Origin of the sequence: Dechloromonas hortensis, assembly GCF_009469765.1 — a bacterium.
GTDB lineage: Bacteria > Pseudomonadota > Gammaproteobacteria > Burkholderiales > Rhodocyclaceae > Azonexus > Azonexus hortensis.
Map to the genome: position 1 here is coordinate 120,372 of NZ_SSSQ01000004.1, position 13,762 is coordinate 134,133.

At 65.3% G+C, this 13,762-nt stretch carries 12 protein-coding genes and 1 pseudogene; 1 reads left to right on the forward strand and 12 read right to left on the reverse strand.

Annotation, left to right across the window (positions count from 1 at the left end; all coding sequences use genetic code 11):
* Positions 1-7: 7 nt before the first annotated feature.
* From GH663_RS08745 to GH663_RS08785, 10 genes and pseudogenes are all read right to left on the reverse strand, one after another.
* A complete protein-coding gene (locus tag GH663_RS08745) occupies positions 8-757 on the reverse strand; it encodes an ABC transporter ATP-binding protein (protein ID WP_153131273.1) in 750 nt (249 codons plus the stop codon).
* The gene (locus tag GH663_RS21170; protein ID WP_246181547.1) at positions 754-2,547 is read right to left on the reverse strand and encodes a branched-chain amino acid ABC transporter ATP-binding protein/permease; all 1,794 of its coding nucleotides are present in this window, start codon (positions 2,545-2,547) and stop codon (positions 754-756) included. Before GH663_RS21170 ends, GH663_RS08745 begins: the two co-directional genes overlap by 4 nt.
* 39 nt (positions 2,548-2,586) lie before the next feature.
* Positions 2,587-3,615, reverse strand: a pseudogene (locus GH663_RS21175) (branched-chain amino acid ABC transporter permease); the annotation flags it as partial.
* Between the two features lie 84 nt (positions 3,616-3,699).
* A complete protein-coding gene (gene dmpG / locus GH663_RS08755; protein WP_153131275.1) occupies positions 3,700-4,731 on the reverse strand; it encodes a 4-hydroxy-2-oxovalerate aldolase in 1,032 nt (343 codons plus the stop codon).
* Between the two features lie 10 nt (positions 4,732-4,741).
* A complete protein-coding gene (locus GH663_RS08760; RefSeq protein ID WP_153131276.1) occupies positions 4,742-5,653 on the reverse strand; it encodes an acetaldehyde dehydrogenase (acetylating) in 912 nt (303 codons plus the stop codon).
* A gap of 37 nt (positions 5,654-5,690) precedes the next feature.
* Entirely contained in the window at positions 5,691-6,482 is a 792-nt protein-coding gene (gene mhpD, locus GH663_RS08765) for a 2-keto-4-pentenoate hydratase (RefSeq protein WP_153131277.1), read from the reverse strand.
* Positions 6,482-7,615 (reverse strand): ABC transporter substrate-binding protein, encoded by a 1,134-nt coding sequence (locus tag GH663_RS08770; protein ID WP_153131278.1) that lies wholly within the window; start codon positions 7,613-7,615, stop codon positions 6,482-6,484. Before GH663_RS08770 ends, mhpD begins: the two co-directional genes overlap by 1 nt.
* A 45-nt stretch (positions 7,616-7,660) precedes the next feature.
* On the reverse strand, positions 7,661-8,212 hold the full coding sequence (locus tag GH663_RS08775) for a flavin reductase family protein (RefSeq protein ID WP_153131279.1): 552 nt from the start codon (positions 8,210-8,212) through the stop codon (positions 7,661-7,663).
* Between the two features lie 16 nt (positions 8,213-8,228).
* On the reverse strand, positions 8,229-9,455 hold the full coding sequence (locus GH663_RS08780; RefSeq protein WP_211371103.1) for an acyl-CoA dehydrogenase family protein: 1,227 nt from the start codon (positions 9,453-9,455) through the stop codon (positions 8,229-8,231).
* A 33-nt stretch (positions 9,456-9,488) separates the two neighbouring features.
* On the reverse strand, positions 9,489-10,430 hold the full coding sequence (locus tag GH663_RS08785; RefSeq protein WP_153131280.1) for a 3-carboxyethylcatechol 2,3-dioxygenase: 942 nt from the start codon (positions 10,428-10,430) through the stop codon (positions 9,489-9,491).
* 296 nt (positions 10,431-10,726) lie between these two features.
* On the opposite strand from GH663_RS08785, the gene GH663_RS08790 reads away from it, so the two are divergent.
* On the forward strand, positions 10,727-11,569 hold the full coding sequence (locus GH663_RS08790; RefSeq protein WP_153131281.1) for a DNA-binding transcriptional regulator: 843 nt from the start codon (positions 10,727-10,729) through the stop codon (positions 11,567-11,569).
* A gap of 9 nt (positions 11,570-11,578) precedes the next feature.
* Here the strand turns inward: GH663_RS08790 and GH663_RS08795 are convergent, their stop codons facing one another.
* A complete protein-coding gene (locus GH663_RS08795) occupies positions 11,579-12,796 on the reverse strand; it encodes a TIGR03862 family flavoprotein (protein ID WP_153131282.1) in 1,218 nt (405 codons plus the stop codon).
* On the reverse strand, positions 12,796-13,761 hold the full coding sequence (locus GH663_RS08800; RefSeq protein WP_153131283.1) for a transglutaminase family protein: 966 nt from the start codon (positions 13,759-13,761) through the stop codon (positions 12,796-12,798). The genes GH663_RS08795 and GH663_RS08800 overlap by 1 nt, the downstream gene beginning before the upstream one ends.
* Between the last annotated feature and the right edge of the window lies 1 nt (position 13,762).

A 13,762-nucleotide genomic window follows, 5' to 3' on the forward strand; every position in this document is an offset into this window, starting at 1 on the left:
AAGGCTGTCAGGTCGACAGCAGTTCCTGGTGCTTGCTGGCCAGGCCGAGGTAACTTTCGATGACGCGCGGATCGTTGCGCAGCATCTCGGCCTCGCCCTGCATCTTGACCGCGCCGTTTTCCAGCACGTAGGCGTAGTCGGCAACCTGCAGCGCGGCGCGGGCATTCTGCTCAACGAGCAGGATGGAAACGCCGCGCCGGCGCAGTTCCGAAATGATGCGGAAGATTTCGCGGACGATCAGCGGCGCCAGGCCGAGGCTGGGTTCGTCGAGCATCAGCAGCTTGGGCTTGGCCATCAGGGCGCGGCCGACGGCCAGCATCTGGCGTTCACCGCCCGACATCGTGCCGGCCTGCTGCTGGCGGCGTTCCTTCAGGCGCGGGAAGAGCGCGTAGACCTCCTCCATCGTCTGCAGATGGTCGCGATGGCCGTGCCGGTTACGCTGGAAAGCGCCGAGCAGCAGGTTGTCCTCGATCGTCATGGTGCCGAACAGCTCGCGCTTCTCCGGCACCAGATTCATGCCACGGACGACCATGCGCTCGACTTCCGGCACCTGTTCGATGCTGCCGTCGAAAGCGACCTCACCCGAGGACGGCAGCAGGCCCATGATGGCCGACAGCGTCGTCGTCTTGCCGGCGCCGTTCGGGCCGATCACCGTGACGATCTTGCCCTCGCCCACTTCCAGGCTGAGCTTGCTGACCGCCTCGACCTTGCCATAGGCGACCGAGAGATCCTTCACTTCCAATACGTTCTTGCTCATGCCGCAACGCCCCCTAAATACGCTTCGAGCACCGCCGGATCGCACTGCACTTCCTCCGGCAGCCCGGTGGCGATCTCTTCGCCGAATTCCATGACCACGACGCGGTCGACCAGGCTCATCACGAAATCCATGTCGTGCTCGACGATCAGCACTGCCATGCCTTCCGACTTGAGGCGCTTCAGCAGTTCGGCCAGCGCCTGCTTTTCCTTCAGGCGCAGGCCGGCCGCCGGTTCGTCGAGCAGCAGCAGGCAGGGGTCGGAACACAGGGCGCGGGCGATTTCGAGGATGCGCTGCTGGCCGAGCGCCAGGCTGCCGGCTTCGACGTGCATGAACTCGCCGAGCCCGACCCGTTCGACCTGGAGCGCCGCTTCGCGCAGCAGACGGGCTTCCTCGGCCCGGTCCAGGCGCCAGGCCGCCGCCAGCACGCCCTGGCTGCCGCGCATGTGGGCGCCGATGGCGACGTTTTCCAGCACGCTCATGTTGGGTAGCAGGCGCACATGCTGGAAGGTACGGCTCATGCCGAGGGCGGCGATTTCGCGCGAGGTGTGGCCGGCCACCGGCTGGCCGCGGAAGAGGATTTCGCCGGAGGTCGGCGTATCGACGCCGGACAACTGGTTGAACATCGTGCTCTTGCCAGCGCCGTTCGGGCCGATCAGGGCGAGGATCTCGCCGGCCTGAACATGCAGGTTCATGTTGTTGTTGGCGACCAGGCCGCCGAACTTGCGGGTCACCGCCTTGGCTTCGAGAATCACTTCGCCATGCGGCGGCTGCGCCTTCTTCGGCAGCGGCGCGGCCGCGCCGTCAATCGCCTTGATTTCGCTGCGCACCGGCACCAGGCGGGCGAGCAGCGGCCATAGGCCGTCGCGGGCCCGATGCAGGACGACGATCATCAGCAGGCCGAAGACGATGACTTCGAAATGACCGGCCGAACCGAACAGCTTGGGCAGGATGTCTTGCAGCCATTGCTTGAGGACGGTGATCACCCCGGCCCCAACCAGCGCCCCCCAGACCTGTCCGGCACCGCCGACGACGGCCATGAACAGGTACTCGATGCCGATGTGCAGGCCGAAGGGTGTCGGATTGACGAAGCGCTGCAGGTGGGCATAGAGCCAGCCGGCGGCACAGGCGTGCAGCGCGGCGATGACGAAGATCACCATGCGCGCCCGCGAGGTATCGACCCCCATCGCCTCGGCCATCACCATGCCGCCCTTCAGGGCCCGGATGGCGCGGCCTTCGCGGGAATCGAGCAGGTTCTTGGTGGTGAACAACGCGGCCAGCACGAAGGCCCAGACCAGGTAGTAGTAATAGCGGTTGTCGAGCAGTTCGAAACCGAAGAGGCTGATCGCCGGCAGGTTGGAGAGGCCGGCATGGCCACCGAGGAATTCCATGTTGCCGAACAGGAAGAACAGGCTGATCCCCCAGGCCATGGTGCCGAGCGGCAGGTAGTGGCCGGACAGTTTGAGCGTCACCGAACCGAGGATTACCGCCACCGTCGCCGTCAGCAGCAGGCCGACGCCCAGCGCGGCCCACGGCGAACCGCCGGCGAAAGCCAGCCAGGCCGGCAGTTCGCTCGAGCTGGTCAGCCAGGCCGTGGTGTAGGCGCCGAGGCCGACGAAAGCCGCCTGGCCGAAGGAGGTCAAGCCGCCGACCCCGGTCAGCAGCACCAGGCCAAGGGCGACCAGGGCCGAGAGGCCGACGTAGTTGAGCAGCGTGACGTAGAACTCGGGCAGCACCAGCGGCGCCAGCAGCAGCACGCCGAGAAAGACGGCGAGCGCCAGACGCGGACTGATCCAGCCATCGCGCCGCGCCGTCGTCACGACATGCGCCGTTTCCTCTTCCTCGACGTGGCGCGTCGACCACGACAGCCAGATCAGCACCGGGATGATCAGCGTGAACACCAGCACATCCTTGAAGGCGCTGGCCCAGAAGGAGGAGAAGGATTCGAGCAGGCCGACGACGATGGCCCCCGCCGCTGCCAGCGGGTAGCTGGCCAGGCCGCCGATGATGGCGGCGACGAAGCCCTTGAGGCCGATCAGGAAGCCGCTGTCGTAATAGATCGTGGTCAGCGGCGCGACCAGCAGGCCGGACAGCGTGCCGATCAGGGCGGCGAAGAAGAAGGTCTGACGACCGGCCAGGGCCGGCGAAATGCCCATCAGGCGGGCGCCATTGCGGTTGATGGCGGTAGCGCGCAGGGCCTTGCCGGCCAGCGTGCGGTCAAAGTACAGGTACAGCCCGACGATCAGCGACAATGAAGCGGCCAGCACGACCAGGGTATGGCCGCCGACCAGCAGCGAGCCGACTTCGATCTGCATCTCGCTGAACGGTGCGGTGCGCGATCCTTCCGGCCCGAAGATGAGCAAGCCGAGGCCGACCATCAGCAGATGCAGGGCGACCGAAATGATCAGCAGAATGAGCACCGGCGCTTCGGCCACCGGCTGGAAGGCGACGCGATAGAGCATCGGCCCCATCGGCACGACGATGGCCAGTGCCAGGACCGCCTTAGCCGCATGCGGCAGGTCGGCCAGCGGCAGAACCCAGAGCAGGCCGGCGACGGCGAGCGGATAGGCGACGTTCCAGAGCAGCGACTTGCCGAGTTGGCGACGGCCCGGCTGGGCGTCGATGATGTCGGCGCCGAGCGCCAGCGCGCCGGCCCCCAGCAGCAGCCAGACGGTACCCGGGTAATGGCCGGTTTCCAGCGCCGCCATGGTGAGCGCGCCCCAGGCGAGAAACTCACCCTGGGGAATGAAGATGATCCGGGTGACGGCAAAGACCAGGACCAGCGCCAGCGCCAGCAAGGCATAGATGGCGCCGTTGGTGACGCCGTCCTGGGCAAGCAGGGCGAAGATTTCAGCATCCATGAAGGACTCCAGGTCGACCGCTGCGGTCGACGATCAAAAACGGGCAAAAACCGGGCCGCGCGGCAAGCCGCCGGCCCGGCATCGTCAGACAGCCAGGCCGCGTGCGCGGGCCAGGGTCAGCGCGGTGTCCTCGATCATGTCCTCCTGGCCGCCGACCATGCCGCGCCGGCCCATCTCGACCAGGATGTCGCGGGCCGGGACGCCGTACTTCTTCTCGGCGCGCTTGGCGAAGAGCAGGAAGGAGCCATAGACGCCGGCATAACCCAAGGTCAGCGCGTCGCGGTCGATGCGGATCGGGAAGTCCATGATCGGCACCACCAGATCCTCGGCGACGTCCTGGATCTTGAAGACATCGACTCCGGTCGCGATGCCCATCAGACTGCACACGGCGATCAGCACTTCCATCGGCGTGTTGCCGGCGCCGGCGCCGAGGCCAGCGGCGGCGGCATCGATCCGGTTGGCGCCGACTTCGATGGCGGCGATCGAGTTGGCGACGCCCATCGCCAGGTTGTGGTGGCCGTGGAAGCCAAGCTCGGTTTCCGGCTTCAGCGCGTCACGCACCGCACCGAGGCGGGCCTTGACGGTATCCGGCAGCAGGTGGCCGGCCGAGTCGGTGATGTAGATGCAGTTGGCGCCGTAGCTTTCCATCAGTTTCGCCTGCTTGACCAGGCCTTCCGGGCTGTTCATGTGGCTCATCATCAGGAAGCCGACGGTGTCCATGTCGAGCTTCCTGGCCATCTTGATGTGCTGTTCCGAGACGTCGGCCTCGGTGCAGTGGGTGGCGACGCGGATGGTATGGACGCCGAGCTCGCGCGCCATCTTGAGGTGGTCGACGGTGCCGATGCCCGGCAGCAGCAGCGCCGAAACCTTGGCCTGCTTCATTTTCGGGATCACCGCGCCGAGGTATTCCTCGTCGCTGTGGGCCGGGAAGCCGTAGTTGACCGAGGAGCCGCCCAGGCCGTCGCCGTGGGTGACTTCGATCAGCGGAATGCCCGCATCGTCGAGGCCGCTGGCGATGCTGACCATCTGCTCCAGGCTCATCAGGTGCCGCTTGGGATGCATGCCATCCCGCAGGGTCATGTCGTGGACGGTGATGTTCTTGCCGCGCAAAGTCATGTTCTTCTCCTTACCCGGCGACCGGCTCAAGCTTGAGCGCGCCTTTGATGATTTCTTCGGCGAACATTTCCGCCGTCCGGGCCGCCGCGGCGGTCATGATGTCGAGGTTGCCGGCATAGGTCGGCAGGAAGTCGCCGAGGCCCTGCACTTCGAGGAAGACCGAGACGCGGTTGCCGTCGAAGACCGGGCCATTGACCAGGCGGTAGCCGGGCACGTACTTCTGGACTTCGGCGATCATGGTCAGGATCGAGTCGGTGATCCGCGCCTGGTCCGGCGTGCCTTCGGTCAGGCAATGCACGGTGTCGCGCATGATCAGCGGCGGTTCGGCCGGGTTGATGATGATGATCGCCTTGCCCTTCTCGGCGCCGCCGACCTGCTCGATGGCACCCGAGGTGGTGCGGGTAAATTCGTCGATGTTCTTGCGGGTGCCGGGACCGGCGCTCTTCGAACTGATGGTGGCGACGATTTCGCCGTACTTGACCTTCTGGACGCGGGAGATGGCGGCGACCATGGGAATCGTCGCCTGCCCGCCGCAGGTCACCATATTGACGTTCATCTCGCCCTGCCCGACCAGCGTCTTGAGATTGACCGGCGGCACGCAGAAGGGGCCGATCGCCGCCGGCGTCAGGTCGATCATCAGCACGCCGAGCTCGTTCAGCTTGCGACTGTTCTCGGCGTGCACGTAGGCGCTGGTCGCGTCGAAGGCGATCTGCACGCCATCCGCCAGCACGTGCGGCAGCAGGCCGTCGACCCCGGCGGCGGTGACTTTGAGGCCGAGCTCGGCCGCCCGCTTCAGGCCTTCCGACTCGGGGTCGATGCCGACCATCCAGGCCGGCTCCAGCACCGGGCTACGCTTGAGTTTGTAGAGCAGATCGGTACCGATGTTGCCGGGGCCGATCAGCGCACATTTGATTTTTTTCATGTTCATTTCTCCGTGGGGATTGGGGAGGCGGGACGACTCAGGCAAACAGCGCGCTGACCGTGCCCAGCCCGTCGATATTGACGTCGAAGCGGCCCGGCTCGGTGACGGCGACCATCGGCCCCAGGGCGCCGGTCAGCACGATGTCGCCGGCCAGCAGCGGCCGTCCGCAGCGGACCATGGTGTCGGCCAGCCAGATCGCGGCATTGAGCGGGCTGCCCAGGCAGGCCCGGCCGTTGCCGCGCGAGACGACTTCCTCGCCGCGCTGCATTTCCATGGCACAGGCCGTGATGTCGAATTCGCCCAATTGGCGCGGTCGACCGCCGAGCACGAACAAGCCGCTCGAGGCGTTGTCGGCCACGGTATCGACGAAGCGGATGTTCCACTGCTCGATCCGGCTATCGACGATCTCGATGGCCGGCAGTGCGTACTCGGTGGCGCCGATGATGTCGGCGTAGGTATGGCGCTCCTGCGTCAGGTCGCGACCGATGACCAGCGCGATCTCGGCTTCGACCTTGGGCTGGATCAGGCGCGACAGCGCCACCGGCTCGCCGTCGCCGACCGCCATGTCGGCAAAGAGCATGCCGAAATCAGGCTGGTCGACACCGAGCTGGGCCTGCACGGCGAGCGAAGTGAGGCCGATCTTGCGGCCGACCAGGCGGCGACCTTCGGCGAGCCAGGCTCGGGTGTTGACCTCCTGGACGGCGTAGGCGGCATCCGGGCTGTTCAGCGCCAGGCGGTCGCGCAGCGGGGCGATGGTCTGGCCGCTGGAGACCGCCGCCTTGAGCAGGCCGGCGGCGGCTTCGGTGGTGAGAATGGCGTCGTGGCTCATCACTTCACCAGCTTCCAGTGATTGTTCTCGACCTTGATCAGGACGATCGAACTGGCGTCGTAGCCGGCATGGTCGGCGGCGGCCATGGTGTAGACGCCGTTGGTGCCGACCAGCTTGCTGGTCTTCTCGATGCCGTCGCGCAGCGCGGCGCGGAATTCCGGCGTGCCGGCCTTGGCCTTGCCCTTCTGGGCGCCGACGATGGCGTTCTGCAACAGCAACCAGGCGTCCCACGAGGCTCCGGCGAAGGTCGAACGGGAATCCGGACCGTTCTTCGCTTCCAGCTCCTTGACGAAGGCGACGCCGTTCTTCTTGGCCGGATGGCTGTCCGGCAACTGCTCGGCAACCAGCACCGGACCGACCGGAATCAGCGCCCCTTCGACGGCCTTGCCGCCGACCCGGAGGAATTCCTTGCTGGTCACGCCGTGCGACTGGTAGATCCGGCCCTTGTAGCCCCGCTCGCGCAGCGTGATCTGCGGCATCGCGGCCGGCGTGCCGGAGGCGCCGACGAAGACGACATCCGGCTTGGCCGCCATCACCTTGAGCACCTGGGCCTGGACGCTCGGGTCGGCCCGGCCGTAACGCTCGCTGGCGACGATGTTGAGCTTGCCCTCGGCGGCCTTGCTCAGCGCCTTCAACAGCAGTTCGCCCCAGGAATCGGAGAAGCCGATGAAGCCGACGGTCTTGGCACCGTTCTCCAGCATGTCGCTGACGATGCGCTGCACCATCAGGTCGGCCGAGGGCTCGCTGCGGAAAACATAGCTGCGCTTGTCGCCGGACACGTCGAGCGGTGCGACGGAAACCATCGGCGTCTTCTCGGCATTGGCGACATCGGCCATGGCAACGGCCGTGCTGATCAGGTTGGGACCGAGGATGGCATCGACCTTGTCTTCGGAGATCAGCTTGCGCACATTCTTGACGGCGCTGGTCGGGTCGGTGCCGTCGTCAAGCAGGATGAAATTGACCTTCTCGCCGCCGACCGTACTCGGAAAGAGGGCGATGGCCTTCTTGGTCTCGGCGCCGAGCGCAGCGGCCGGGCCGGTCAGTGAGGCGATGACGCCGACGTTGATGTCGGCAAAGGCCGGGGCGGTGGCCAGAGCGGCGATGGTCAGGGCAAACAGCTGGTTCGGTTTCATTTTTTTGTCTCCTCGTTGGGGTAACGGATAGATCGACAGTGCGGCTTATTGCGGAATACGGCGGAAGCCGCCGTTCAGGTAGATCAGCGCTTCGCCGTCATTGCGCTCGCAGGTGGCGAGGACTTCGCAGAGGAAGGCGTTGTGCGTGCTTTCGTCGAAAACCTTGATGACGCGGCAGTCGAAATTGGCCAGCGAGCCATCCAGGGCCGGTGCGCCGGTGGTCAACTCGCGCCAGCGGCCATGCTCGAAGCGGGCGTCGCCATGCACGCCGTCGATCATGCCGGCGAAGGCCTTGGCGACCTCCTCCTGATCGCCGGCCAGGACATTGACGCAGAGTGCGCCGCTGTTCAGGATGACTTCGCTGGCCGCAACGTTCTTGTTGACGAAGACGACCAGCCGCGGCGGATCGGCGGTCACCGAGCAGACGGCAGTGGCGGTCAGGCCGGCCCGGCTTTCGCCATTGCGCGCGGTGATGATCGAGACGCCGACCGCGAAATGGCGCATGCCGTAGCGGTGGTCTTCCGACGTCACAGTCGGCATCGCGGCCAGCCGGGTGTTCGGCGTCCAGTCGAGCAGTTGATTGATGTCCTTGTACATGGCGTGGGTGCTCCGCTTACTGGGCGACGGCCGCAACCGGCGGCTTGACGCCGAACGGGTTGGCCGCCGGCAGCGGATTGCCGAGCAACTGGCCGCCGAGCAGGTCGCCGATGTTGTCCTGGTTCTGCGTGATGTGATTGGCGCCGACCAGGATGTCGCGCATCTGGCGCTGCATCGGGCTGTTCAGCCAGACGCCGCGGGTCGAGGTCTTTTTGAAGATCATGTGAGCGGCCTCGAAGCATTCGCCGCCGGTGAACTGGTTGGTCGCGAAGTGGCGAACGCGGATGTCGAGCGGCACCAGCTTGCCCTGCGAGGCGTAGCCCCAGGCTTCCTCGGTGTTCTGCACGACGCGGGCGGTGGCGCCGACGATCTTGGCGTAGGCCTCGCCCAGCTTGCCCTTGATGAACGGGTCCTGGACGGCGGCGCCGACCGCCTGGTTGATGTTCTGGCGGGGCACCATGTGTTCGATGTAGAGATCGACCATGCCGCGCGCCATACCGATGATCACCGACGACACCGCGGCGTAGAAAACGTAGAAGAAAGGCATCTTGTAGAGGTCGTTCACGTGGCCGTGCGAGTCGTCGTCGTAGGCGCCGATGACGTGGCTGCGATACTCGGGCACGAAGACGTTCTTGACGATCAGCTTCTTGCTGCCGGTGCCGGCCAAGCCGACGACGAACCAGTCGTCGACGATGTCGAAATCCTTGCGCTGGACCCAGAAGGAGCGGAAGACCTGTTCGCCGTTGGCCAGGCTGACGCGGCCGCCGAGGAAGGCACCGCCGGCGGCGTGGTCGCAACCGCTGGAAGTCAGCCACTCGCCATTCAGCAGGTAGCCGCCTTCGGTCGCCGTGACGGTTCCGAACGGGGCATAGGACGAGGAAACCAGCACGCTGTTGTCCTCGCTCCACAACTCGTCGCCGCACTGGCTCGGCAGCAGGCCGACTTCGAAGGGATGGACGCCGAGCACCATGACGTTCCAGGCGCTGGACGGGCAGCCGCGAGCCAGCTCCATCAGCACCTTGTTGAGCACGTTCGGGTTCATTTCGTAACCGCCCCAGCGCTTCGGCTGCAGAATCTTGAAGAAGCCGGCGTCCTTGAAGGCCTGGATGGTTTCCTTCGGCACCATGCGCTCCTTTTCGCAGAGCTCGGCCCGGGTGCGCAGCAGCGGGATCATGTCGCGAGCGCGCTGGACGATTTCGTCTTCGGTCGGAATTTCAATGGCGATTTTTTCGATCTTGCTCATGTTGGGACTCCTCAATTTTGAAAAACTGTTTGCTTAAGCCGTGACGTCGGCGCTGATCACGCCATAGCCGGCAATCCACTCGTTGATCGGACGGTAGTAGTCCTGGCGAGCCTGATAGGAACCGGCTGCCGCCAGCGCCGAGAAGGCGGCGACCCAGGTCCGGATTTCGTGCGTCGAGCGGCCAGCAGCGCGGGAAATTTCCTCGATCTTGAAGTTGTCGATTTCAGCCAGGCGACCTTCGATCAACAGATCCATGAAGGCCAGATCCCACTCGGTATTGAGCGGCGTCAGCGGGCATTCCGGTGTGCCGAAAATCTTGCCGGTGGCCAAAGTGCGGGCCTGGCGGGCAGCCCGCGCCTCCGGCGTCGGGTTGCGCCCGGCGATCAGGAAATTGGCGACCTCTTCCGGCGCATCGGCCAGCAGCGGCACCGGCGGTTCGTGCGACAGGCCGCCGGTACCGAGGATCAGCACGCGTTTGTTGAGCCGGGCGATGAACTGGCCGACCGCTTCGCCGAGTTTGCGAATGCGGCGATAGGGCCCGAAGGGCGGCGCCACCGAGTTGATGATGATGGGGATCACCGGGTAACGGGTCAGGCTGCCGGTCAGCTCTTCCAGCGTTTGCGTGCAGCCGTGGTCGACCTGCAGGCGGTGCGAAATGGCGATATCGATGTCGCTGTCGAGGATGAACTTGGCCATTTCCATGGCCAGTTCCTTGTCCACCGACAGCGGACCGGGCAACGTCTGGTAGTCGGCGACCGAGTCGGCGGCGGTGGCGATGACGAAGGGCGGCATCAGGTCGTAGAACAGGCCGTTGTAGTGATCCGGCGCGAAGACGACGATCAGTTCCGGGTCGAAAGCTTCCACCTCGGCTCGCGCTTTGGCGAGAATGGCATCGACTTCCCGGACGACGTCGGCACCGGGATCGTTCAGGCCGCGCAGCGGGGTGTGCGACAGGCATTTCAGTTTGATGCTCATGCATGCTCCTTGATCTGGGGATTCAGGCAAGCCGCTCCCGTCAGGAGCCAGCGGGCACCCGAAGGCAAGGGCCGAATTGTTGGGGTGGGTGGCGCAGGAGCGCGGGGGCTTAGCGCTGTCGAGCCGGGCGCTGGCCGGTGTCCAGTTGGCGATCGATCATTTTTGTCTCCACGTTGTTTTATTTGGTGAAGCCATTCTAGGGAGATGCAAGCGGCGGGAAAAATTTATCTCGCGAATGTGCACAATATGCACAACATTGTTTTTACAATGATTTAAATCACAAATCGGGAATAATCATGCGTCCATCGAGTGGAGCCACCTACCGCCACGTGCAGGGCCTGAGCCGCGGCCTCTCCATCCTGCACGCGATCAATCTGTCGGCCGACGGCTGGGCGAGCATTGCCGAATTGAGTGCGACGACCGGCCTGCACCGGACGACGGTGCGACGCCTGCTCGAAACGCTGCAGGCCGAAGGCTATGTCCGGCGCAGCGTGTCGGATGACAGCTATCGGCTGAACCAGAAAATCCGCCAGCTGAGCGATGGCTTTACCGACGACGAATGGATCTCCGAAGTGGCCAACCCGGTGCTCGGCGAATTGCTGCAGAAAGTCGTCTGGCCGTCCGATCTGTGCACTCTCGACGGCGACAGCATGCTGGTCCGCGAAACGACGCACCGCTTCAGCCCGCTTTCCTTCCACCGGGCAATGATCCGTCAGCGCATGCCGGTCCTGCACACCTCGGCCGGCCGTGCCTATCTCGCCTGGTGCAGCGCCGAGGAAAGACAGCAGATCCTCCAGTTGCTGGTCGCCGGCAACGACGAACAGGCCAATTTCGCCCGCAACCGCGTGCTGGTCGATCAGATGCTGGAAAAAGTCCGTCGCCAGGGCTACGCGACCAACGACGGCGAATGGAACCAGCAGATCAAGATTGCCGCGATCGCCGTACCGATCCGCCATAACGGCCATGTACTGGCCTCGATCAACGTCGTCTTCCTGAAGAAAGCGATGAGCCTCGCCGAGGCGGTCGAGCGTTATCTGCCGGAGTTGAACTCAGCGGTCGGCAAAATCCAGGCCCGCCTCAGCGAAATGGATACGGCACTGCCCCAGGGCACACCGGGCATCTCTATTCAGGAAAGCTGAAGCCGCTGGTTAAGGACGGCTTTCCGTCAACCATCTCCGGGCGCCCTGCCCGGCCGCCCGGCCGCTGGCCAGACAGGCGGTCAGAAGATAACCGCCGGTCGGCGCTTCCCAATCGAGCATCTCGCCGGCGCAGAAAATGCCGGGCATCCGGCGCAGCATCAACTGCTCGTCGAGTGCCTCGAAAACCACCCCGCCGGCCGTGCTGATCGCCTCGTCGAGCGGCCGCGTGGCCTGCACCGGCAGCGGCAGTGCCTTGATCGCGGCGGCCAGCGGGACTGCTGCGGTCAACTGCTCGGGCGGGCAAAATTCGCGCAGCAAGCCGGCCTTGACGCCCTCGATGCCGGCCCGGCGGCGCAGATGGTTGCTTAGCGAATCGCGGCCGCGCGGATAGGACAGATCGGCGACCAGCCGGTCCAGCGAACGGCCGGGCGCCAGATCGAGGGTCAAAACTGCTTTGCCATCGCGTTCCAGCGCATCGCGCAACGGTGCCGACACGGCATAGACCAGGCCGCCCTCGATACCGTCGGCGGTGATATTGAATTCGCCCTGCTGCCGGGATTGGCCGATGCTGGCCACCACCGGCTTGACCGGCTGGCCAGCGAAGCGCTCGCGAAAATACGCGCTCCACGCCACGTCGAAACCGCAATTGGCCGGCCGTAACGGTGCGACCGGCACACCACGTTCGCTAAGCAGCGGCACCCAGGCCCCATCCGAACCCAGCTTGCGCCAACTGCCGCCGCCCAACGCCAGAATCACCGCATCGGCCTGGATGCTGACCTCGCCGTCCGGCGTCGCGAAGCGCAAGGCGCCATCGGCCGTCCAGCCCAGCCAGCAATGGCGGACATGGAAATGCACGCCGCTGTCGCGCAGTCGGTGCAGCCAGGCGCGCAGCAAGGGGGCGGCTTTCATTTCGGTCGGAAAAACGCGGCCCGAAGTGCCGACGAAGGTATCGATGCCGAGGCCGTGAATCCAACTACGCACAGCGTCCGGGCCGAAAGCGTCGAGCAGCGGCGCGATCTGCGCCTGACGCGTGCCGTAGCGACCGACGAAAGCCGGCAGCGGCTCGCTGTGCGTGATGTTCATGCCGCCCCGGCCAGCCATCAGGAACTTGCGGCCGAGCGACGGCATGGCATCGAAAACCGCCACTTCGAAGCCGTCGACCGCAGCAATCTGCTCAGCGGCCATCAGCCCGGCCGGGCCACCGCCAATGATGGCGATACGGGACATCAGCGCTCTGGCCGCTCGGCGGCGGCAATGGCGCCGGAAAGGGCCGGCAGCAATTCCTCTTCGTCGAGCGGGGTGACGGTGACGGCGACCTCCGGTTCGGCCCCGCCACCACCGAGAATGATGCCGCGCAAGGGCGAGATGTCGCCGAAATCGCGGCCGAAAGCGACGGTGATGTGCTCGGTATCGGGCAACAGGTTGTTGGTCGGGTCGAAATCGACCCAGTCGTTGTCGAAGTCCGGGGCATAGACCGAAACCCAGGCATGCGAGGCATCGGCCCCGATCAGGCGCGGCTTGCCCGGCGGCGGCCGGGTCAGCAAATAGCCGCTGACGTAGCGGGCCGACAGGCCGAGGGCGCGCAGGCAAGCGATCATCAGGTGGGCGAAGTCCTGGCAGACGCCGCGCTTCTTTTCGAGCACTTCCATAACCGGCGTCGACACGGTGGTCGCCTCCGGATCGAACTTGAATTCCTTGAAAATCTTCGCCATCAGCGCCTCGGCACCGAGCAGCACCGGTCGCCCGGGCGGGAAACAGTCGGCCGCATAGTCGGCCAGTTCGTGCTTGATGCGGACATGGGCGCTTTCGAACAGGAAGCGCGTCGCATCGAGGTCGGCCGGGCGTGGGTCGGAAGCGTCGTAGGCCAGACGGTCGCGAACTTTTTCCCAAGGCAACGAGCTTTCCAGATTTTCCGGCAGGTGCGGCGTCACCGCGACACGCATCGCCGAACTGATGCGCAGGCTGTCGTGCGGCGCATGGAAGGCGATCCAGGTCACCGGGTTGCCGAAAGCATCCTGACCATCGCGCCGCCAGGTCGGTGACGGTGTGACGGCGATATGCTGCTCCTCGATCTGCTGCCAGGCGAGGATGCGCGGCGACAGGTGCAACTGCTGCTGCGACAGCGAAACAGGGCTGCCGTAGTCGTAGGTCGTTTCGTGCAGCACGTGGTAACGGACGGGCGTTTTTTCCATG

What these genes read in the sequence shown, in the direction of transcription:
- GH663_RS08745 (WP_153131273.1), bottom strand. Translation starts at nt 757, where the DNA reads ATGAGCAAGAACGTATTGGAAGTGAAGGATCTCTCGGTCGCCTATGGC.
- dmpG (WP_153131275.1), bottom strand. Translation starts at nt 4,731, where the DNA reads ATGACTTTGCGCGGCAAGAACATCACCGTCCACGACATGACCCTGCGG.
- GH663_RS08760 (WP_153131276.1), bottom strand. Translation starts at nt 5,653, where the DNA reads ATGAAAAAAATCAAATGTGCGCTGATCGGCCCCGGCAACATCGGTACC.
- mhpD (WP_153131277.1), bottom strand. Translation starts at nt 6,482, where the DNA reads ATGAGCCACGACGCCATTCTCACCACCGAAGCCGCCGCCGGCCTGCTC.
- GH663_RS08770 (WP_153131278.1), bottom strand. Translation starts at nt 7,615, where the DNA reads ATGAAACCGAACCAGCTGTTTGCCCTGACCATCGCCGCTCTGGCCACC.
- GH663_RS08775 (WP_153131279.1), bottom strand. Translation starts at nt 8,212, where the DNA reads ATGTACAAGGACATCAATCAACTGCTCGACTGGACGCCGAACACCCGG.
- GH663_RS08780 (WP_211371103.1), bottom strand. Translation starts at nt 9,455, where the DNA reads ATGAGCAAGATCGAAAAAATCGCCATTGAAATTCCGACCGAAGACGAA.
- GH663_RS08785 (WP_153131280.1), bottom strand. Translation starts at nt 10,430, where the DNA reads ATGAGCATCAAACTGAAATGCCTGTCGCACACCCCGCTGCGCGGCCTG.
- GH663_RS08790 (WP_153131281.1), top strand. Translation starts at nt 10,727, where the DNA reads ATGCGTCCATCGAGTGGAGCCACCTACCGCCACGTGCAGGGCCTGAGC.
- GH663_RS08795 (WP_153131282.1), bottom strand. Translation starts at nt 12,796, where the DNA reads ATGTCCCGTATCGCCATCATTGGCGGTGGCCCGGCCGGGCTGATGGCC.
- GH663_RS08800 (WP_153131283.1), bottom strand. Translation starts at nt 13,761, where the DNA reads ATGGAAAAAACGCCCGTCCGTTACCACGTGCTGCACGAAACGACCTAC.